The organism is Vibrio sp. R12-SG2-ISO1 (assembly GCF_059834045.1).
Window position 1 is genome coordinate 103042 of sequence record NZ_JCBDGO010000005.1, and the last position, 21752, is coordinate 124793.

14 protein-coding genes are annotated in these 21752 nt (G+C 50.1%); 9 read left to right on the forward strand and 5 right to left on the reverse strand.

The window, feature by feature from the left end; translation table 11 throughout:
* Positions 1 to 13 precede the first annotated feature (13 nt).
* From AC6R10_RS04820 to AC6R10_RS04840, 5 genes are all read left to right on the forward strand, one after another.
* Positions 14 to 1483, forward strand: a complete 1470-nt coding sequence (locus AC6R10_RS04820; protein ID WP_487903028.1) for a transposase — start codon at positions 14 to 16, stop codon at positions 1481 to 1483.
* Between the two features lie 139 nt (positions 1484 to 1622).
* Positions 1623 to 3077, forward strand: coding sequence for a hypothetical protein (locus tag AC6R10_RS04825; RefSeq protein WP_500671627.1), 1455 nt, complete (start codon positions 1623 to 1625; stop codon positions 3075 to 3077).
* Positions 3078 to 3089: 12 nt separating this feature from the next.
* The gene (locus AC6R10_RS04830) at positions 3090 to 4670 is read left to right on the forward strand and encodes a diguanylate cyclase (RefSeq protein ID WP_487903030.1); all 1581 of its coding nucleotides are present in this window, start codon (positions 3090 to 3092) and stop codon (positions 4668 to 4670) included.
* Between the two features lie 205 nt (positions 4671 to 4875).
* On the forward strand, positions 4876 to 5250 hold the full coding sequence (locus AC6R10_RS04835) for a DUF3302 domain-containing protein (RefSeq protein ID WP_334552889.1): 375 nt from the start codon (positions 4876 to 4878) through the stop codon (positions 5248 to 5250).
* Entirely contained in the window at positions 5250 to 6380 is a 1131-nt protein-coding gene (locus tag AC6R10_RS04840) for an HlyD family secretion protein (protein WP_334552891.1), read from the forward strand. The genes AC6R10_RS04835 and AC6R10_RS04840 overlap by 1 nt, the downstream gene beginning before the upstream one ends.
* Before the next feature lie 79 nt (positions 6381 to 6459).
* Here the strand turns inward: AC6R10_RS04840 and AC6R10_RS04845 are convergent, their stop codons facing one another.
* Complete coding sequence (locus tag AC6R10_RS04845) at positions 6460 to 6816, reverse strand: acyl-CoA synthetase (protein ID WP_334552893.1); 357 nt, start codon at positions 6814 to 6816, stop codon at positions 6460 to 6462.
* 183 nt (positions 6817 to 6999) lie between these two features.
* On the opposite strand from AC6R10_RS04845, the gene AC6R10_RS04850 reads away from it, so the two are divergent.
* Both AC6R10_RS04850 and AC6R10_RS04855 read left to right on the forward strand, forming a co-directional pair.
* A complete protein-coding gene (locus AC6R10_RS04850) occupies positions 7000 to 7905 on the forward strand; it encodes a DMT family transporter (RefSeq protein ID WP_500671628.1) in 906 nt (301 codons plus the stop codon).
* A 362-nt stretch (positions 7906 to 8267) separates the two neighbouring features.
* Positions 8268 to 9701, forward strand: coding sequence for a methyl-accepting chemotaxis protein (locus tag AC6R10_RS04855; protein ID WP_500671629.1), 1434 nt, complete (start codon positions 8268 to 8270; stop codon positions 9699 to 9701).
* 99 nt (positions 9702 to 9800) lie between these two features.
* Here the strand turns inward: AC6R10_RS04855 and AC6R10_RS04860 are convergent, their stop codons facing one another.
* Complete coding sequence (locus AC6R10_RS04860) at positions 9801 to 10565, reverse strand: ferredoxin--NADP reductase (RefSeq protein WP_500626220.1); 765 nt, start codon at positions 10563 to 10565, stop codon at positions 9801 to 9803.
* Between the two features lie 173 nt (positions 10566 to 10738).
* On the opposite strand from AC6R10_RS04860, the gene AC6R10_RS04865 reads away from it, so the two are divergent.
* A complete protein-coding gene (locus tag AC6R10_RS04865) occupies positions 10739 to 11179 on the forward strand; it encodes an acyl-CoA thioesterase (RefSeq protein ID WP_500671630.1) in 441 nt (146 codons plus the stop codon).
* A gap of 81 nt (positions 11180 to 11260) precedes the next feature.
* Here the strand turns inward: AC6R10_RS04865 and glgB are convergent, their stop codons facing one another.
* The 3 genes from glgB to AC6R10_RS04880 form a co-directional block, all read right to left on the reverse strand.
* A complete protein-coding gene (glgB, locus tag AC6R10_RS04870; RefSeq protein WP_500671631.1) occupies positions 11261 to 13444 on the reverse strand; it encodes a 1,4-alpha-glucan branching protein GlgB in 2184 nt (727 codons plus the stop codon).
* 199 nt (positions 13445 to 13643) lie between these two features.
* The gene (gene malQ, locus AC6R10_RS04875) at positions 13644 to 15824 is read right to left on the reverse strand and encodes a 4-alpha-glucanotransferase (RefSeq protein WP_500671632.1); all 2181 of its coding nucleotides are present in this window, start codon (positions 15822 to 15824) and stop codon (positions 13644 to 13646) included.
* Between the two features lie 100 nt (positions 15825 to 15924).
* A complete protein-coding gene (locus AC6R10_RS04880) occupies positions 15925 to 18378 on the reverse strand; it encodes a glycogen/starch/alpha-glucan phosphorylase (protein WP_334552905.1) in 2454 nt (817 codons plus the stop codon).
* Positions 18379 to 18934: 556 nt separating this feature from the next.
* On the opposite strand from AC6R10_RS04880, the gene malT reads away from it, so the two are divergent.
* The gene (malT, locus tag AC6R10_RS04885; protein WP_334552907.1) at positions 18935 to 21643 is read left to right on the forward strand and encodes an HTH-type transcriptional regulator MalT; all 2709 of its coding nucleotides are present in this window, start codon (positions 18935 to 18937) and stop codon (positions 21641 to 21643) included.
* Positions 21644 to 21752: the final 109 nt, after the last annotated feature.

Sequence of the window (21752 nt, forward strand, 5' to 3'; positions counted from 1 at the left end):
CGAGGGGGAGAGAGTGACAACTGGCAAACTGCCAAAGGAAGCAGATGGGTTACAGCTCAATTTTTGTAAAACATTGGCGTGTGACAACTTTGGATTGAGTGATGCGCATCGTTACGTTGTGCAGCACGCTAACCCTAAACGACCTGCGATGGTATGCCGGGAGTGCGGTGCTTTCCCCCCCTTACTTAACAATCAAGATGTGCTGACTGAACTGCAACGTTTACGCCAGCTACACAGCGATGGGCTGCCCGCTTGTCGCCAGCCTGATTGTCCCAACATGGGCCTTTCGGTTCACACACATAAACACCTCTACCACGCGTTTGGCTACAGTGGTGATAGGCAACGCTATCGTTGCAAAGCGTGCCAATCGACCTTTGTCGATAAGTGGTCAGGGGCGAACAAAAAACGTCAATTTCAAGAAAACCTGCTTGGGTTGCTGTTTACGGGTTATACTGTGCGTGAAATCTGCCGCAAGCTTTCCATCAACCCCAAAACCTTTTATGACCATGTTGACCATATTGCCAGCCGCTGCCGACGCAAGCTTGCCATGATTGACGCTCGTTGGGTCAACCACGCTAAACACTACGAACTCGCATCTCACTACGTCACCCTGCAACCAAAAAGCAATAACGGCGTATTGTGGTTTGCGACGGGTGAAGCCCACAGCGGCTACATTTTGTGCCAACACGTCAACTACTCGGCTAATGAAGAACCCGTTGGTGGCATCGATCATGACCCGTACCAAACGCCTGCGCGTTTTGTCTCACGCGATCACTGCTCTGAGGCCAACCTGCCCGTGCCAACGCCACCGAGCGATCTTCGCGAGCGCATCGATCAGCAGTACCAAACCATTTTGGCGCGAGGCAATGTGGAAGATCCCATGGGCAACCTCACCGTCTTCCATTACCCCTCTAAAGGGGCATTAATCAGAGCACCGTACACCTCGTACGCCCATTTCTTACATGTGCTGGATTTGTGTCAGGACGACCGCCAAGTTTCCATCTATCTACCGCAAGATCCGGTGCTTCGCTCTGCAGCATTAAGCATATGCCTGCCTAGAATTCAGCGTCAAAATATCGACCTTATGTATGTCGAAGAAGATCCACAGTGGTCTCTAAACCACAGTTTGGACAAAATCGACATCGTGCATATGGGTTGGTGGCGCGATCGCTGGGCGATTACTTCCGATGGTCAATACGCCAAGGGCATCTGCTATCTCGCAGGACAAGATAATCGACCTAACTACTGGCTGCGCAGGGCTTCCATTCGTCAAACGGCGTTTTTCCAGTCTCGTTTTCAAACGCTCTTTAGCGGTTTTATCAATGAGCCGCGTCGCAAACTCAGACCGGGTGGCCTGCTGCCTATGTTGGATATTTTTAGAGCGTGGCATAATTTGTGCTACCAAGACAAACAAGGCATGACCGCAGCGCAACGGCTTGAATTGACTCAATCCCCTTTGACACTGCGTGAGCTGCTCTCATAATAAATAGAAGTGTGACGCATCCCTGTAAAAGGTGGAATGTTTGATGCTTTTGATAGTCGTAAACCCGTCAATGTTCATATTATACTGAGGTTTAGTACTAAAGTTTGATAGGTTTACTTAGCGGTAAGGGATTGACTCATTGGAAAAAAGCCAACGCCTACTCGACACTGAGCTTGAACAGCTAAAAAGTAAGATTGAATCCGATCCGGACAAAGTCTTCGCTTCCGCTGAGCAGTGCTTAGCGCGCGCCGCCCAAATCCTCTACCCACCCGCCGAGGTGAAAAGCCTCATCGTAATGGCGCGATGCGCGTGGGCATCGATGGACTACCGCAAAGGACTTCGCTACATCAAAGAGGCGCACACTAAACACAACGCCCTCGATACCGATGACCTGCTTCCTGAAATTCTGCACGTCTATGCGCTCCAATATTGGGGCCAAGCCAAATACTACTCCGCTCAACAATACTGGATTAACTGCCTTGAGCAGTCCGCACTGGTGGATGAAATTGAGTACCAAATCGAATCTTTGATTGGGTTGGGCAACATTTGGCGCATTACCCAAGAGTACGGCCTTGCCCAAAGTACTCACGAATTAGCGGTCATGGTGGCCAACCATAATCGCATCGCTTGGCTTGAGGGCAAATCGCGTATTTTGCTCGCTTGGGATCTCTACCTACTCAACAACTACGTCGAAATGCTCTCTGTTTTGGATGGCGCCTCAGACTTACTCTATGATCACGAAGACAAAACTTGGCTGGCAGAGATTTGGGATTTCCGCGGACTTGCGCTACTTGGGCTTGAGCGTATTGAAGATGCAGAGGAAGCCACGCGAAAAGCGCACGATCTTGCGGTGAAACACGATTTGGTGTGGATGAAGTCTCACTCCTACATCAGCCGAGCGAGACTCGAGCTACTACGAAAAAATCCACAAAAAGCGACCGAGTTATTGATTCAAGCAGAGCAGTCCGCCAAGTCGTTTGATAATGGCGAGCTGTTATCACAAATCTGTTTTCAGCAATCGCGCGTGGCGGAAGAGAGCGGTCAATATCAAGCGGCACTCGCATCATTCAAAAAATACCGAGACCACTCCATTAACATGCTGCGCGAGCAAACCGCACGAGTATCAAGCGATAAAGCGCGCGCATCGAAACGTCAGCTAGAACAACGAGCGCGCAAACTGATCAACCGCATCCGACGTCAACACGAATACGACCCTGAAAAACACCTCACACAAATGGTGTCTGAGACGTTTTGGTGGGAACAATTGGTGCTGTTTAAGACAGAGTTAAAGCACGCCAATCACGCGGTGATTATGATCCAACACGACGATCCGCTCTATTTGGATGTGTGCGCTGAAATTGCCCATTCACTGTGTAATAACCGTGATTTGTTGTCTCGCTTGAGCAGTCAACGCCTTGGCTTACTGATCGCCGAAAAAGGCAGTGACGCCATCAGCGTTTTTCAGGTTCTCACCAAAATGATAGAAATGTACCCTTGGCATCGACGCGGATTGAGCCAATCGCTGCCAAAAGTTGTGTTCAGCGACATTCTCTCCTTCCCGTTCACACTAGAACAACTCGAAGAAAACGTGTAGGAGGAAAACAGCATGGAAAGACTCCTCAATAAAATTTCAGATTCTGGCCTTGATCCCTCCTCCGTCTCTGGCGAAGAAGCGCTGATTTTTTGGGACCACGTTCGACGACATATCGCTACCACACCGCAAGAAAAAGCCCAGGCCTTATTCATTAGCGCCGAATACCGCAGCGAGCTCAAGCAATTGCAGGCGAGTATTGATGAGCTGCAAACCTCGCTGAAGTTTCTCGCTCTGCCCAAAGACGCCGAAATGGTGCTCGAAGTGCGCAATAATTTGGCCGAGCGTTTGGTCGAAAACGGCGATTACTACGGCGCGTTAAGCCAGTACGCCAGTGCCACAACGATCGCTGTAGAAAGCAGTAATATTGATGCGTACGTACTCGCGGTATTGGGGATGGGCAATCTGTGTGATGCCTATGGCGATCACAATCGCGCGCTGCGCTACTACCAAAAAATCGACAGTATTGACCATGCGATCCAAAGTCGGTCGCTGCGATTGCGCTATAAGCTCTATATGCTGGCTTGCTATATCGAGCTTAACCGTCTCACCGCTGCCACCGATTTGATCAAAGAGTGTGAAGAGCTCAGTATCTTGGTCAGCGACAAAGTGTTGGCGGGGCAGATTTTGCTCTATCAAGCTAAGCTGTATAGACAAAGCGACGAAGCAGAATTGGCGCTTAAATCACTGGGCAACGTGCAATACTCCGCAGGCAACATTCACTCCGCCTGGCTCTCTACCATGATCAAAATCGAGCTTGCTTGTTGCCTCAATGACTTTGGCAAAGGCCACTTGGCCAGTTGGGTACTGCACCAAGCGCATCGCCGTATCGAGCGTCAACCCTCACCGTTATTAAACCTTAAGCTATCCAACTCGATGGCTCATGTTTCCGAGCAGCAAGGCGACTTTAAACGCGCCCTCGAATTTCAAAAACGCGCGTATCGCATCGAAAGCGATTTGATGAAAAAAATCCCTATTGGTGAGTTGGGCGCGAGTCAGCTGCGCAAATTGTCACGCTTTGAATTGCAGCTCAAACTGATCCTCTCTGAGCTTGAGAATCGAGAGCTCAAAGAGACCACTGAAAGCCAAAAACACACTGTGGCTCAGCTTCAGCAGGACGTGTTTACCGATCCGCTCACCTCCTTGCACAACCGTCGCTGGCTCGACGTTAAGCTGAAAGACCTGCTGTTACACGAAACGCCGTTTGCCCTGTTAGTCGTCGATATTGATCACTTTAAGTCCATCAATGATGAGCTCAGTCACCTAGTCGGCGACAAAGCGATCGTTAATGTGTCTCACGAACTGGCCGCCTACTTTAAGTTTCGTGGCGCCTCCTGCGTGCGATTTGGTGGCGAGGAGTTTTTGGTGATTCTGGAAAACGCCTCCCTTGAACAAGCTGCCCTGCATGCCGAGAATTACCGCGAAAAAATCTACCAGTTTGGCTGGCATGAAATTCTCGGAGAGCGTGGCCTCACCGTCAGTATCGGCATTACTTTGCACCGAGAAGGGGAAAACACGCAGCGTACCTTCTACCGAGCAGATAAAGCGCTCTACCGCGCTAAAGCCAACGGCCGAAACCAAGTCTGCACCGAATAACTCTCTTCAGCGCGAATAGCGGCACTACCCCGGCCTTGTTCGCGCAGTCCATCCTCTTGCTCTGCTCTTTTTGTCTGAATATTCTGATGTTAATAATCGTGAGCGAGTTTGCATCTAATTTGTTGTTTTTATTTCTATACTTTGTAGATAACTGACAGTACCCTGTATGGATTGTTTTCATTAATAAAGAGATAAGGACGTTGCCATGTTTTTAGACTACTTCGCACTTGGTCTACTCGTCTTTGTTGCCTTAGTGATTTTCTACGGCATCATCGTCATTCATGACATTCCCTACGAAATCGCCAAAGAGCGCGAACATCCCCATCAAGACGCGATTCACTACGCGGGTTGGGTGAGTCTATTCACACTCCATGCGTTGTGGCCATTTCTATGGATTTGGGCCACGCTGTGGCGCAAAGAACGTGGTTGGGGTTTTCAGAAATTGGAAGCCGAACAGCATGATATGCACCACCGCGTCGATGCGCTGATCGACCAAGTCAGTCAACTGCAAAAAGAGGTGGCTGAGCTGAAAAAACAACAATCTGACCCAGTCGCATCAACGGATGAGGAGCGTAGCTAATGGATCTCTTACTGATATTAACCTACGCGGCTATTTGTATTACCATCTTCAAAGTCTTCAAGATTCCGTTGAACAAGTGGACCGTACCGACAGCGGTGTTAGGCGGCGTGGTACTGATTGGCACTTTGATCTTGTTGATGAACTACAACCACCCGTTTACCCAAATTGGTAACCAAGTTTTCTCTAGCACGCCGATTGTTTCCGGTGTACGCGGTCGAGTCATTGACGTTCCAGTAGAGCCAAACGAGCCATTGAAACAAGGGGATGTCCTGTTCCGCATTGATCCCATCCCTTACCAAGCGGAAGTCGACAAGATCAAAGCGCAGATCAAAGAAGCGAGCCAAGACGCATTGGGTCTTGAATCAAATCTACAAGAAGCCGTGGCAGACAGAGAACGAGCCATTGCTGATCGAGATAAAGCGGAGCGCGAGTTTAGCCGTTATCAACGTGGGTTTGACAGAGGCGCGTTCACCGAGCAACAACTCGATACCCGTCGCCAAGCGTTTAAAGCCGCACAAGCCGCTGTCGCTGCCGCCGAAGCAAACGTTCAGCAAGCTCAAATCTCGCTCGATTCAGAGATCGGTGGTGAGAACACCACAGTCGCGCGCTTGTTGGCCGAACTTCGCCAAGCTGAATTTAACTTAGAGCAAACGGTCGTGCGTGCGCCAACTGATGGTTTTGCCACTCAATTGGCTCTGCGCCCTGGGGTCATGGCTGTGCCGCTTCCGCTGGCGCCCGTGATGACGTTTGTCCATACCGAAGAGATCATCTACACCGCGGCATTTCGCCAGAACTCGTTGCAACGTTTAGAGCCTGGATACGAAGCCGAGTTTCTCTTCCGCGCCTTACCGGGCAAAGTGTTTAAAGGGGAAGTGGTGGATGTGCTACCAGCGATTGGTGAAAGCCAGTTCCAAGCGCGTGGAGCCCTACTAGGGACAGATGCACTGCGCACCAGCGGCCGTGTGTTTGTCACCCTGCGTATCACCGATGATTTATCGGATTACCATCTGCCACTGGGCACCGCTGTCGAAGTTGCGGTCTACTCGGATCGATTTGAGCACGTGTCTATTATGCGTAAGGTTTTGATTCGCATGAAGAGCTGGCAAAACTACCTCTATCTCGATCACTAGCCGTCAATAACGACTCAGGGGCCAATTGGCCCCTGAATTTTTTGCTCTGTCCGTCATTAAAAGCGACGTGTAGACATCGCTAGGCAATATTGAGAAATAGCTCATCGTCTGTCATGTATTTATGTCGACTACCACTGTTTCTAAGATGCATGAACATAAACTCTGGAAAGCCTGGTGCCAACAGATCATTGGGTTCCCATACTATGCCGCCGACAAACACGTAGCGGCCTTGTTTCTCTTCTTCATGCAGTGGATTGTTTAACGGCGTCGAAAGTTCCGGTCTTACGCCCTCAATCACACACACCACCTGCCCCTTCGCAATACCAATCACCCGCTTAACCAAGTTTGCTTTCACGCCACATTTCCATGCTTGGCGAGTGGCCATCTCAAAGCCTTGCTTTTTTACGCCTTTTTGAATGTTTACGATGAGGTTCATAGTGGGGAGTCTCTTTGTCATACTGCGATCACTCTCTGAGCATATAGTAACCGCAGCGCCTCACCTAATAGTATTTCTTCCCGTGTCGATAGAATTGGCCAGAATCGGAACCTGCATTCACTATTTCATTGCCTTATTCAGTCACTTGCGTCACATTGAGTTGACCAATGGAAGGAATCGACAATGAGTTATGCCAGTTTTATCCGTCTAATGATGCTTGCTGCTATTTGGGGTGGCTCATTTCTTTTTATGCGCATTGCGGCCAATACGTTTGGCCCCGCCTATTTGATTGAATGCCGCGTCGGCTTTGCGGCGCTGAGCTTATTGTTGGTCTCTTATTCTCTCAAGCGTTCTCTGCCCTTTCGCCAATACTTTCATCACTTTATGATCATTGGCCTGTTTAATACCGCGTTACCGTTTCTACTGTTTGCCTATTCAGCACAAACGCTCAATGCCTCGACGCTTTCTGTTCTCAACTCAACCGCTGTCATTTGGGGCGCGCTTATTGGTGTGGTCTGGCATAAAGCACCGCTGACCAAACGTGTGGTTCTAGGCATGGCACTTGGCATCTTAGGCGTAACCGTGTTGGTCGGCGTTGACGCAATTCAGATTGGTACACAAGCGCGTTTACCCATTATGGCCGCACTGATGGCGGCGTTCAGCTATGGGATCGCCACCAACTACACCAAATCGGCGCCAAACGTCGCCTCCTTCGACAATGCACATGGCAACATGTGGGCTGCAGTGATCTGGATACTACCTTTGCTGCCTTTCGTCCCGATGCGCGGCGCACCAACGGAAGTTGAGATGGTGTCGGTGGTGGCGTTAGGCGTCGTCTGTACTGGGGCAGCGTACCTACTCTACTTTCGCCTGGTTGCCGACGAGGGTGCGACCTCTGCCCTCTCGGTCACTTTTCTTATTCCGGTATTCGGGATTTTGTGGGGCGCGTTGATTCTCGATGAGCCTGTCGGGTGGTCTACCCTACTCGGCACTGGTTTAGTGCTAAGCGGCACCATGTTGGTGACTCATTTTTCACCCCTCTCCTTGCTGAAAAAATGCACCTTAGCTCAAGATCTCGCCGCCAAATGACCTATCATTAACTTCATTGAGTCCCTTCTCACTTCAATCGCGTGTTTTTATCCTGATGCCGAAGACCTATCGACATAAGCACAGATAAAGCAAGTTTAGAGCCAGATACACGACGTCTATCGCTCGGAATCGACCAACACTCGCAGTGATGAATCGCTTGCAGTGATAAATAGGGATCCAAGTCTCAATAAACGAAAAGTTCACTAAACATTTTTCAAAAATACGCGATGATACTCACATAAATATAAGTTCATTGCTTATTATTTACATGGATTTGCCGATGCAGTGGTAACCCACTCACCACCGGGTGGCTAGGTAGTAGCAGAGCAAACCGTGCGACGAACAAGAATAGGAAGTCACGAATGAAAGAAGTTGATTTTAGAACCATTGATAGACTCTTCATCAAAATGTCTATCAACGACAAGATGTGGACGATTTTCGCCATTTTTCTTGTTGCCTTAACTGCGATTGCAGGTGGACGTTACTACGCGACGGTTGACGCGCTAGAGCACAACGCCATCTACGCCGCGGAGCAAAGATTGGCCGGGATACTCGCTGCGGGTACCCCTGAGAGCATTAGTGCACAGAAAAATGTGTCTAAATCGACTTCGATGGCGCCTGCTAGCCTCAATAATGGTGTCGTGAAGGTCACCGCGCGAGCCGCGGATGGCAGCCACTATCAACTGACAGTCAATGCTACTCAAAGCCTAGAACAAGGCAAATCTGCCGCACTGACCAGTTTCGCACTGAGCTACCTTTGGGTCATCCCGTTTGCGCTGTTCAGCTATTGGGTCGCTACGTTTATTGGTGGCGCGCTTTGGGTGCTCTATACCACTACCGAGCGTATCGGTGAAGGCGATTTAACGTCGCGCTTAGGCTTCCACCCTGGTCGTGATGAATTCGGTACCATTGGCTGCGCGCTGGATAAAGCCATGGATACCCTGACTGAACTCGTGGTAACGGTGAAAGAAAATGCGACCACTCTCAGTGAAACCTCTGCCTCCTTCGAGCAAGAGATGAAATTGAGCGAGTCACAAATTTCAAGCCAGTATGCCTCACTTGATTCGGTGGCGACCGCGATGGAAGAGATGACGGCATCAGCGAAAGAGGTATCGAACATTTCTCAGCAGGCGACGTCGCAAACCGAGAACGATACCCAACACATTGATGGCAGCCACAAGCGTGTCTTGTCTGCGATTCAAGAGATCGACAAGCTCTCTAGCTACATTGAGCAAGCGTCTTCTTCTGTATCTAGCCTGAATGAGAACACCACACAGATTAATGAGGTGATCACCACCATCAATGCCATTTCTGAGCAGACCAACCTCCTCGCGCTCAACGCGGCGATCGAAGCGGCGCGTGCCGGTGAACAAGGTCGCGGCTTTGCGGTAGTGGCCGATGAAGTCCGTACACTCGCTAGTCGTACTCAAGCGGCGACCGTTGAAATTCAATCAATGATTGAGAAGCTGCAATCAGAAAGCCACAACATCGCCAATATTACTGAGCAAACCGTTGCCCAAGCTAAAACTAGCAGCGATTTGATTGCCGAGCTAGGCAGCGATGTTCAATCCATCGCCGACTCAGCCCGCTCTCTCATGGATATGAGTATTCAGATCTCGACCTCAGCAGAAGAGCAAAGCGCCGTGGCGAACGACATCGCCTCAGAGCTTAGTGATATTCGCACCCAATCGAATACCATTCGCAGTGTCGCAGAGCAAAGCTCAATGGGCGTCGCGAACCTGACCAAAGCGTCGTCATCACTGGCAAGCATTCTCAAGCAGTATCGTACGCAGTAAACCTTCGCGTATTACACTGCTTAAACATCGAAAGCCGAGCGCAGTTTTCTGCCGCTCGGCTTTTTTATTCTTAGTGTGTTTTTATTCTTATGCGCGGGGCTACCAATACCGCTCGAAGATGATGTTGCCACCCGTGGCGCGTCGATACTTATTCAGCCCCATCTCCACCAACGTTTGTTGAGTATCTTTAATCATTTCAGGATTACCACACAGCATCACAAAACTCTGTTCGGGCGCCAAACAAACATCCGCACTGCGGAGCAGCGCACCACTTTGCAGCAGTTGAGGAATTCGGCCGCTAAGGTGTGTGGTGTCAGGATCTCTTGATACGACCGGCAAGTACCGCAGACGCCCTTCGTATTGCTGTACCAATTGATCAATCAAGTAGCGATAGACCAACTCTTTCTCATGACGCACCGCATGAACCAGCACAATCTCATCACAATTGGGGCGAAAATTCATGTCATCCAACAGAGAGAGAAACGGTCCGATGCCGGTACCTGTCGAGAGCAGCCAGAGGTTTTGAGTCTGTTTGGGTATGATGTCAAACGTCAGGTCACCATAGGCCTCTTTGCCCACGTAGACTCCATCACCGGTTTGCAGCTGTTGCAGTTTCGGCGTCAGTTTACCTTCTGGATGCGCGACGATTAAGAACTCCAGCATATCACTGGTATTGAGCGGTGCATTCACCAATGAGTAGGCGCGCGAAATCATGTTGCCTTCGTCATCAAGCAGTCCCAATTTAGTAAACTGCCCAGCCTTGAAGGTCAGGGGGGCGCCGGTTAATCGTAAGCTAAATACGTTCGGCGTCCAGTCAGTCCGACGTTCTAATCGCGCTAAGTTGAAACCATCAAGTACCGCCATGCTACGCACCTCTTCTGGTTAACATTCCATTAACTTACTCTTTCACACCTTTGAAGTAAAACTGGAACATGATTTAACCATCTAAGATCACAAATAAATAACAAAATAAAAACAACCCGACGCTGAAGTTCTAGAATATTTACTCCATCCACAATAAAAATTAAGTGAACCCTATGAGTGATCTGTTGAGCGATTTTCCTGTCATCACTGAAATTCCCGTCGCATGGGGAGAAATGGATGCCTTGCAACACGTCAACAATGCGGTCTATTTTCGCTACTTTGAAACAGCGCGATTGGAGTATTTTGCCAAGATTGACTTGCTCGTGAACATCCAAAAAACCCAGATTGGGCCCGTACTGAGTGAGACACAGTGTCGCTATAGACTGCCCGTCACTTACCCGGACACACTGTTGGTAGGCTCGCGCGTCATCGACCTCCAACAAGACCGCTTTACGATGGAATACCAAATCGTGAGCAAAAAACTGGGTAAAATTACCACCACCGGACGCGCCACCTGCGTAATGTTCGACTTCAAACACAACACCAAGGCCACCTTGCCAAGTCATGTTGCGCAGTTGATTCTCGCCACACAAGAATCGCATCCCGCCCCATAAACGGCAAAAAGCCCGCCATAAAGGCGGGCAAGATCAATAACACCAATTACGGTGAATTCAACGAATCACCGTTTATCGACGTTACTGCAGTTTGTAGAACACCGTCGAAAGCGGCGGCAAACTTAGAAGAAGTGAGTGATCCAGCCCTTCGCTGCTGACCTTCTCTGTCTTCACTTTGCTTTTCACCTCAAAGCCACTGCCGTGGTACTTATCATCGTCGGTGTTGAGCAACAACGCATACTCACCCTTGATTGGTACGCCCAAACGGAATCGCTCATGCGGCACTGGTGTAAAGTTCGTCACCACCAAGATTCGCTCGCCGTTTTCGCTTAAGCGTTCGTGCGCCAAAATGGAGGCGTCCGCCGCATCTTGCAAGCGCCATTCAAATCCTGTTGGCTCACAATCCCACTCATGCATCGCCGCTTCATGCTTGTAAAGCAAGTTGAGGTCACGCGTGAGAGCTTGTACCCCTTGATGGCGCTCAAAATCGAGCAAGAACCATTGCAGTTGATCATCATGATTCCACTCACCGGTCTGACCAAACTCTGCGCCCATAAAATTGAGTTTCTTACCAGGCTGACCGTACATGTAACCTAGGTAGGCACGCAGGTTTGCGGTTTGCTGCCACTCATCACCGGGCATTTTGTTATGGATTGAACCTTTGCCGTACACGACCTCGTCGTGAGACAGCGACAGCACGTAGTTTTCACTGTGCGCGTAAATCAACGGGAAGGTAATGGTGTTGTGATGGTATTTGCGGTGCACAGGGTCTTGTTGAATGTAAGAGAGCGAATCGTGCATCCAACCCATATTCCACTTAAAACCAAAGCCGAGTCCACCCATAAAGGTCGGCGCTGAGACGCCCGGAAACGCCGTCGACTCTTCCGCGATGGTCATGGCGTTCGGGAAGTGTTTGTAGACTTCTTCGTTCATCCATTTCAGGGTCGCGATAGCATCGTAGTTTTCGTTGCCACCATCGACGTTCGGAATCCACTGATCGTGACTGCGCGAATAATCGAGGTAAAGCATCGAGGCTACCGCATCAACGCGGATACCATCAATATGGAATTGCTCAAACCAGTACAAGGCGTTGGAGACCAAGAAACGACGGACATGCTCGCGACCCAAATCGTAAATGAACGAGTTCCAATCTTGGTGCCAACCGCGACGCGGATCTGGATCGTGGTAAAGAGGCGTACCGTCAAAATTCGCCAGACCATGATCGTCAGAAGGGAAATGGGCGGGCACCCAGTCAAGCACCACACCTAGACCTGCAAGGTGACACTGCTCAACAAAATATTTGAAATCATCGGGCGAGCCAAAACGGCTGGTTGGCGCAAACAGACCGACCGGTTGATAACCCCAAGAGCCATAGAATGGGTGCTCAGAGACGGGCATCAATTCAACGTGGGTGTAGCCCATATCAACAAGGTAAGGAACTAGCTGATCGGCGAGTTCTCGGTAATTAAGGAAATCACCGTTGTCATCTCGGCGCCAAGAACCGGCATGCAACTCATAAAATGACAGCGCTTCATTGCGTTTTTGCGTGACAGGGCGCTGCTGCCACTCACTGTCTTGCCACTGATAGCGAGAGTGATCGTAGGTGACGGAGGCAAAAGAGGGGTATTGCTCTGCGTACGCGCCCCACGGATCGGCTTTGTGCGGTAAGCCTTCGCCATTGGGCCCTTTGAGTTCAAACTTGTAGCTAGTGCCTTCAGGTAGATTAGGCACAAACAAGCCCCAAATACCGTAATCTAAGCGCTGCATAGGATGACGGCGGCCATCCCACTGGTTGAACTCACCGACCAAACTGCACGCAGATGCGTGCGGTGCATAAACAAGAAAACGCGTCCCTGAGATGGACTTGCCGTCACGCTCTAGGGTGACAAACTGAGCGCCCATGTGGTGATACATCTGCTTGGGGGTATGCAGTTCCTCGTATTCTGCGTAAATGGTGTGATATTGGTATGGATCATCCACCCATTGCTCTGTCCCCTGCCAATCGACCACGAGTTGGTAGTGGGTAAAGCGCAAATCTTTAGCCTCGGTTAATACAAAGCCTGAATCTTCTTCTCGCTGCAACTCAATGCGCGGTTCACCATCAATCACTAACTCGACTTTATCGGCTCCCGGCATCCAAACGCGCAAACTTGACGTTTTATCCTCAATAAAAGGCCCCAAAAATGAAAATGGGTCTGCAAATTGAGCGTGAGAAAGTTGGTTATATTTTTGTGTTTTTTTGTCAATCTTGGTCACTTTTTTCAAGTTATTCTCTCCCTAACCTAACCTTCCGACTGCAAGTATCATTGGTATCAATCATCCCATTATTAGCTGGGGGTACCACTAATATAAACAAAGCCCGCGGGAATAATGCGGGCTTAGATAGCTTAATGAAAGTTTACCGAATTGCTACCTTACATAGAGTGACGCATTCGATACTTTTTTACGTAACTTAAGCAAGTCCTTACTTACTCACCTTAGCACGTACTTCCGTAAGTTTACGAGCGATACGGTTTACCCCATCATTGGCGAATACTTCGTCGAGATTCATTGATAATTTACGACGCCAGTTCGGGTATTCGTTCACGGTTCCTGGGATGTTAACCGGCTTATCCATCTCTAACCAATCTTCCAACTGCACGCTGAGCAGAGTCGAAGAACCCGCAGCGACATGCAGTTGCAACGCTTCGGCTAGGTAAGAATCCATCGGTACGTACTGCGCATCTCGACCAACGCCTTCAGGCAGATAACCGTGCCATGCGACCGAGTCCAAAATCCCTTGTTTGCACTCCAAACGATCCGCAAACAGACCTTGTAGCTGCGCTTCGTTCGGATACAAACCCAACTCTTTACCCAGTTTCAAATCATCACAGTGCCAGAAACCGCGAAGCGTCGGCATGTCGTGAGTACACAACGCAGACATTGACTGCTCAGCGTAGTGCTTAGGTGAGATAAAGCCGCCATCCTCTTCTGAAGTTTCGAAGAAGAACACTTTGTATGAGTGCACGCCCGCATCGCGCAGCAACTCAACGATTTCGTCCGGCACCGTACCTAAGTCTTCACCAATCACACTGCATTGATGACGATGTGATTCGAGCGCAAGGATCGCCAACATATCTTGGACAGGGTAGTAGATGTACGCCCCTTTCGTTGCGTTCTCACCCTTAGGGATCCACCATAGACGCAGCAATCCAAGCACGTGGTCAATACGCAGAGCGCCACAATGCTTCATATTGGCACGCAGAAGCTTAACGTAAGCGTCATACCCCGTTGCTTGCAACACTTGTGGGTTGAGCGGTGGTAAGCCCCAGTTTTGACCAAGCGGCCCTAGTACATCCGGCGGCGCACCAATGCTGGCATCTAAGATCAGGTTGCCATTGTCGGCCCAGGTTTCTGCACCTGAATCGGCCACACCAACCGCCAAGTCGCGGTATAGCCCCACCGACATGCCTTTTTCTTCTGCTAGAGCCTGCGCTTCGTTAATCTGTGTGTCCGCGACCCATTGCAGATACATGTACAAATGGACTTTGTCTTGATTCTGCTTGATGAAGGTTTGCACCGCGCTGTTATCAAAGTGGCGATACTGCTCAGGGAACACCGGCCAGCCCCAGACGTTACTGTCTTTGGCGTGCAGTTCACTGTGCAAGGCATCAAACGCGGCTTGGTGAAGTAGGCTGTCTCCACCCTCTTCGACAAACGATAAGAACTGCTGAGCGCGCTCGGTGTTCTTATCGAGATGGCGCTTTTTAAATTCCGCAAACAGCAGCGGTAACACGCTCAGTTTGAGCTCCGCGACTTCGCTGTAGTTTACCCAGTGAGACTCGCGCGCTTTTTGTAGGCGTTGCTGGAACTGAGCACTGCCCACTTGCTGCTGCGCCTCTACACTGAGCGCAAACTCAGGCACCGAGCTCACATCGATGTATAGGATGTTCAACCAGCGGCGAGAGGACGGGCTGTAAGGACTTGCCCCCTCAGGGTTGGCTGGGAACAAGGAGTGAATAGGGTTAAGACCCACAAAATCACCACCGCGCGAGGCAATATCGGCCACCAGCTGTTTTAGATCGCCAAAGTCACCCATTCCCCAGTTGTGTTGGGTACGCAGTGTGTAGAGCTGAACACTCGGGCCCCACATTTTCTTGCCCGATAGAATCGAATCTTGCTTGTAACACGCGCTTGGCGTCACAATTAAGGTCGCCTCATACGGGGCTTTACGACGCTTACGAACGATCGTGAGTTTATGGTAACCCCACGCTAGATCGTTCGGTAAGGCAAACACTAAAGGGCCACCCTCACTGCGCTCATCTCGCACGATTTGCGATTGAAGATAGCCTTCAAGTACCTCTCCTTGCTCAGTATCCAAACGCCAACTGAACTCACTTTCACGTGCGCTCACGCCTAGATTCAAAGCCACTTCAAATGGGTCGCCATCGCGCACCACAGTCACAGGGTCCAACACATCTTTCTTGTGTTTACGCTCTGCGGACTTAAGAAGAGTCTCGTCGTTGGTTGTGTCATAGCCTAAAGAGTTTAGTAAGTGGAGAATGGTGGCCTCTTCCACTTTTGCCTCATCTCCCCACGCGCTCACGTAGCTGTCGGCAATTCTAGCCATTTCAGCGACTTGTTTTAATGCATTGTGATGTTTCATCGCTCTCTCCGAAGGACTGCTTATACCTTCAAATGTAGGGTTATTAAATCGTTATAAAGAATTGAGCCAAGGCGCGAACGCCTTGGCTTTTTGAGTCGTTTTAGCGTTTAACCGCTTCCAACTTCCAAATATTATTGACGTAATCTCGAATCGAGCGGTCGGAGGTAAACTTACCGACCAGCGCCGTGTTCAAGATGGCTTTCTTCGCCCAGCCCGCTTGGTCTAGGTACTGTTTGCCCATCGCCTCGTGCGCTTCCACGTAAGACGCGAAGTCCGCTAGACAGAGGTACGGGTCACCGCCGTCGAGTAGGCTGTCATAGGTCGCGCGCAGTAGGCCCGGTTGACCCGGCGTGAACTCTTCACCCGCCAGTAGATCCAGTGACGCTTTGAGCAGTGGGTCCGCGTGGTAGTAATCGTATGGGTTGTAGCCAGCCTTCTTCAGTGCAACCACTTCGTCGACTTCAAGACCAAAGATGTAGATGTTGTCGTCGCCGACTTCTTCACGGATTTCAACGTTTGCCCCATCCATAGTACCGATAGTCAGCGCACCGTTGAGTGCCATCTTCATGTTACCCGTACCGGATGCTTCTTTACCGGCCAACGAGATTTGCTGAGACACGTCCGCCGCTGGGATGATGATCTCTGCCATGCTCACGCGGTAGTCAGGGATGAAGACGACTTTCAGCTTGTTGCCAATGCGTGGGTCGTTGTTGATCTTCTCTGCAATCTTGTTCACTGCGAAGATGATCTCTTTCGCCAAGTGGTAACCCGGCGCCGCTTTTGCCGCAAAGAAGCAGACGCGCGGCGTACACTCAAAACCCGGCTCATTAATGATGCGGTGGTAGAGAGACAAGATGTGCAGCAAATCAAGGTGCTGACGCTTGTACTCGTGCAGACGTTTGATTTGTACATCGAAAATCGCGTTGGTATCGAGCTCGATGCCCATGTTGTCTGATACCCACTTAGCCAAGCGCTCTTTGTTCTCTTTCTTCACCGCCATAAACGCTTGTTGGAACTCGGCGTCATCGGCGTATTTCGCGATACCTTCAAGTTGCTCAAGCTTCGCTGGCCATTCACTGCCGATTTTGTCGGTGATCAGCGCGGATAAACCTGGGTTACAGAACTTCAGCCAACGACGAGGCGTAATACCATTGGTCACATTGTGCAGACGCGTTGGGAACATCGCGTGGAACTCTGGGAAGAGATCTTTTTTCACCAACTCTGAGTGCAGCGCCGCTACACCGTTCACCGCGTAAGAACCGATCACACACAGGTTTGCCATGCGAACCATACGGTTGAAGCCTTCTTCGATGATCGACAGTTTCGCTTGCTTCTCACCATCACCCGGCCACATTGCGCGCACTTCTTGTAGGAAGCGATGGTTGATCTCAAAAATGATCTCCATATGACGTGGTAGCAGACGTTGAATCAAAGACTCTGGCCACGTTTCCAATGCTTCTGGCAATAGTGTGTGGTTGGTGTACGCGAAGGTTTGCGAACTGATTTCCCACGCTTTATCCCAAGATAGCCCTTTTTCATCGAGCAAAATGCGCATCAATTCAGGGATAGCAATCGTTGGGTGAGTATCGTTAAGCTGAATTGTTTCTTGCTTTGGAAGATCCGCAAGTGCAAAGCCCGCTGCTTCGTGACGACGTAAAATGTCACGTACCGATGCTGCTGAGTGGAAGTACTGCTGCATCAAACGCAGTGTTTTACCTTTCTCATGGTTGTCATTCGGGTACAGCACTTTAGTGATGTTACCGGCGTCAATCAGCGCGTGCTGCGCTTCGAAGTAATCACCGTTGTTGAAACTTGCCAATGAGAATGGCGCAATCGCCTGACATTCCCACAAACGCAGCGGGTATACCGTGTCAGATTCATAACCGACAATCGGTAAGTCCCAAGGCATCGCTTTCACGCTCATGCCCGGTACCCATTTGCGTACTTCTTTGCCGTTCTCGTAGCTCACTTCAACGCGGCCGTAGAAACCAATTTCTTGCGCCAATTCTGGGCGCGCGACTTCCCACGGGTAGCCTTCGACACCACGCCAAGCATCCGGCGCTTCTTGCTGACGTCCGTCAACAAAAGATTGCTTGAACAGACCGTATTCGTAGTGCAAACCGTAACCAACGGTTGGGAACTCTTGCGCTGCACAAGAATCCATAAAACACGCCGCCAAACGACCTAGACCACCGTTACCCAGAGACGGGTCGCGCTCTTCTTCCAACAAGTCGGTCAGGTTTTGGCCCAGTTCGGCCATTGCATCTGTGATCTGCTCGTAGAGACCTAAGCTGATTAGGTTGTTACCGGTTAAACGACCGATAAGAAATTCAAGGGATAGATAGTTGACGCTTTTCGCGTTCTTGATGCGCGGGTCTTGCTCGGTTTTCAAAAGATCCAGCGTGGTGATCTCTGCCAGGGCTTTACCCATAGCAAGGTACCATTCACGCGGTGTCGCGGTGTCTACGGTTTTCGCGTAGGTCGCAGAAAGGTGCATTTTAACGTCAGCTTGAAAGCTGGCTTTATCAAATTTTTTCTGTTGAGTAGGTTTCATTAGAGAAATCTCACTTATCGGTTTCAATCCATCTGAGACATATCGTGCAATGCTCTGTCTTGCAAAACATCCTCCTACTTCGGTAGCGATTTAGGAGGAGGAGTCAGGGCGTAGAGGGCGTAATTCACAACAAGCAGTGATCCAACTCGCAATAAACCGATGAGTGAACTGGACTCTGTTGATTAAGATCACACCATGACCCTAAACGACCTTACCTAAGGTGTATGAAACTTCGTCGAAATCAAAAACTGGCAAATGAAAAATATGCAGCGTGAATCACAGAATGTTTTCATCCTGAGTGCAAATTACACGATTTATCGTGCAAATCATGAGTTGATACAAGTTTTACCGAACAGATTAACGTGACTCAAATCACAAAACAGGGGCGTAGATACGCGCAAAATGTGAAATATGCGAAAAAGTCGCTCTCCTCACATAACAATCCCCCCAACTCTTAAGTAACATCCCACTCAACAACAAAGATCGAACAAAAAACAACCCATCTTGACGTCGTGCTCGCTGACACGTTCACTGACAATAAGATAAGGATGAGAAGATGTGGATTCCTTCGAAACTCACGCGTCCTGGCCGTTTACACAACGCCATCGTACGCCCAAGAGTTCTTGATTTACTTCAGCAAGCACCCTGCTACAAACTGGTGCTTTTTCGCTCGCCTGCCGGATACGGTAAAACCACCATGGCCGCCCAGTGGCTCGCCGACAAACCTAATGTCGGCTGGTACAGCATCGATGAAAGCGATAATGACCCGTTCCGCTTCATGAACTACCTGCTGCAAGCGCTAAACAAAGCGACCAACCAGGCTTGCCCGAATTCGCAAAAATTGGCCGAAAAGCGTCAATTTTCCTCACTTCACTCCTTGTTCAGTGAAGTGTTTGCGGAGATGTCCGAGTATTTTAACGAGTGTTATGTGGTCCTCGATGACTACCACCTCATTTCTGACGATGAGATCCACGAAGCGATGCGCTTTTTCCTCAAGCACATGCCCGACAATCTGACATTAGTCGTCACCAGTCGCGCCGCGCCGCCCCTGGGCACAGCCAACTTACGTGTGCGCGATCTGATGATTGAGATCGGTGACGAGTTACTGGCGTTCGATACCGAAGAGACCACCCGTTTCTTCAACCAGCGCATCGCCGATGGCATTGATGATGCCACGGCAGACAACCTGCGCAACTACGTCGAAGGTTGGCCATCGGCCCTGCAGTTGATCGCCCTTCAAGCGCAAGGTCAAAATCGCACGTTGGCGCAATCGGCTGAGTCTTTTTCGCAATTTAATCACGCCCATCTGTGGGATTATTTGATTGAAGAAGTGTTCGATCTTCTCGACCAAGAGACACGTCAGTTCTTACTGCAATGTTCGGTGCTGGATCACTTCAACGACAGCATGGTGGCAGCGCTGACTCAGCGTGATGACGCTCTCAGTATGATTGAGTCACTCAACCGCTATGGGTTGTTTATCCACCCGCTTGAAGGTGAACAAAACTGGTATCGCTTCCACAATCTATTTGCCGAGTTTCTTGCACATGAGCGCTCAGCGCGTATGCCGCAAAAAGAGCAAGAGCTGCACCAAGTCGCCGCGCGCGCTTGGCTCAAACAATCCTCGCCCCATGAAGCACTCAAACACGCGCAAGAAGCCAAAGACAGCCAACTGATCGCCGATATTTTGAGCCAGTTTGGCTGGAAAATGTTCAATGGTGGTGAACTTAAAGCCCTAGAGCAGGCCATTGATTCGTTATCGCCGGAGCAGCTCTACAGCGAACCGAAATTGTGTATGTTGCAAGCGTGGCTTGCTCAGAGTCAGCACCGCTACAACGATGTCGGTGACTTGCTTGCCAAAGCCGATGAGCAAATGCGCCAGTTCAACGTGGTACTCAGCAGCAAAGAGCAAGGTGAATTCAACGCCCTGCGCGCGCAAGTCGCCATCAACCAGAACCAACCAGAAAAAGCGTTGGAGCTGGCTGAGCTGGCACTGAGCCAAGTTGACAGCACGGTCTATCGAAGCCGCATTGTTGCGACCTCGGTAGTCGGCGAGGTCAATCACGTCCTTGGCCGTCTCAGCCGCGCGTTGCCTATGATGCAGCAAACAGAGAAACTGGCTCGCCAGTATCAGGTCTATCATCAGGCGCTGTGGGCGATGTTACAGCAAAGCGAGATTTTGATCGCACAAGGCTATGTGCAAGCTGCGTACGAAGTGCAAGACAACGCCTTCAAACTGATCGAGGAGCAACAACTGCAGCAAGTGCCGATGCATGAATTTTTGCTGCGAGTACGCGCGCAAATCCTCTGGTGTTGGAACCGTTTGGACGAAGCCGAAGACTGCGCGTTCAAAGGCATCGATGTGCTGGGCAAACAGAGCCCAAGTAAGCACTTACATAGCTATTCGATGCTGGCTCGCATTGCGATTGGCCGTGGTGAGCTAGACCGAGCCGCAAAATACATCGACCATATTCTGCATCTGCTCAAACAATCGACCTATCACGTCGATTGGACCGCAAACGCATCACTGTCGTTGATTCTGTTTTGGCAAGCACGCGGCGATCTTGACTCAATGAAACAGTGGCTCGATACCGCCGTGAGGCCAGAAACCGCCTGCAACCACTTTACTCAGTTACAATGGCGTAATATTGCGCGAGCGCAGATCAATTTGGAGCGATACGAAGACGCGCAGCAAACACTCGAGTTCATTCAGCAAGAAGCGGCAGACAAGCACTTACTGACCGACACCAACCGTAATCTGATTGTCCAAGCGGTATTGGCGATTTCCAAGCAAGATGAAGAGAAAGCGCGTCAATTGCTCAAAGAAGCCTTAAAACTCACCAATCAAACGGGAATGCTGGGTAACTTCTTGGTGGATGGCGCCAAAATTGGTCACATCCTTAATAAACTCAACACCAAACAAGAGCTTGGTGACCTTGAACGTCACCGCGCGCAGCAACTGCTGAAAGATATTTCCACCACGCAGCGCAGCCGTTCGGTACATTTTGATGAGGAGTTTGTCGAGAAGTTGGTCAATCACCCAAACATTCCTGAGTTGGTGCGCACCAGTCCATTGACGCAACGTGAATGGCAAGTGCTCGGGCTTATCTATTCGGGTTTTAGTAACGAGCAAATTGCACAAGAACTCGATGTGGCGGGCACTACCATCAAAACCCACATCCGAAACTTGTATCAGAAGCTCAATATTGCCAACCGCAAAGAAGCGGTTAAAACCGCAGAGAATCTGCTGCAATTGATGGGCTACTGATCCTATCGTCCAATGCAAAGAGGTCGCCCACATTGGCGACCTCTTTTTCATTTCATCTTGTCACTGCCTAGCCTCAAATCACAGAAGCTCAGGATTGCGCACTGTGGCA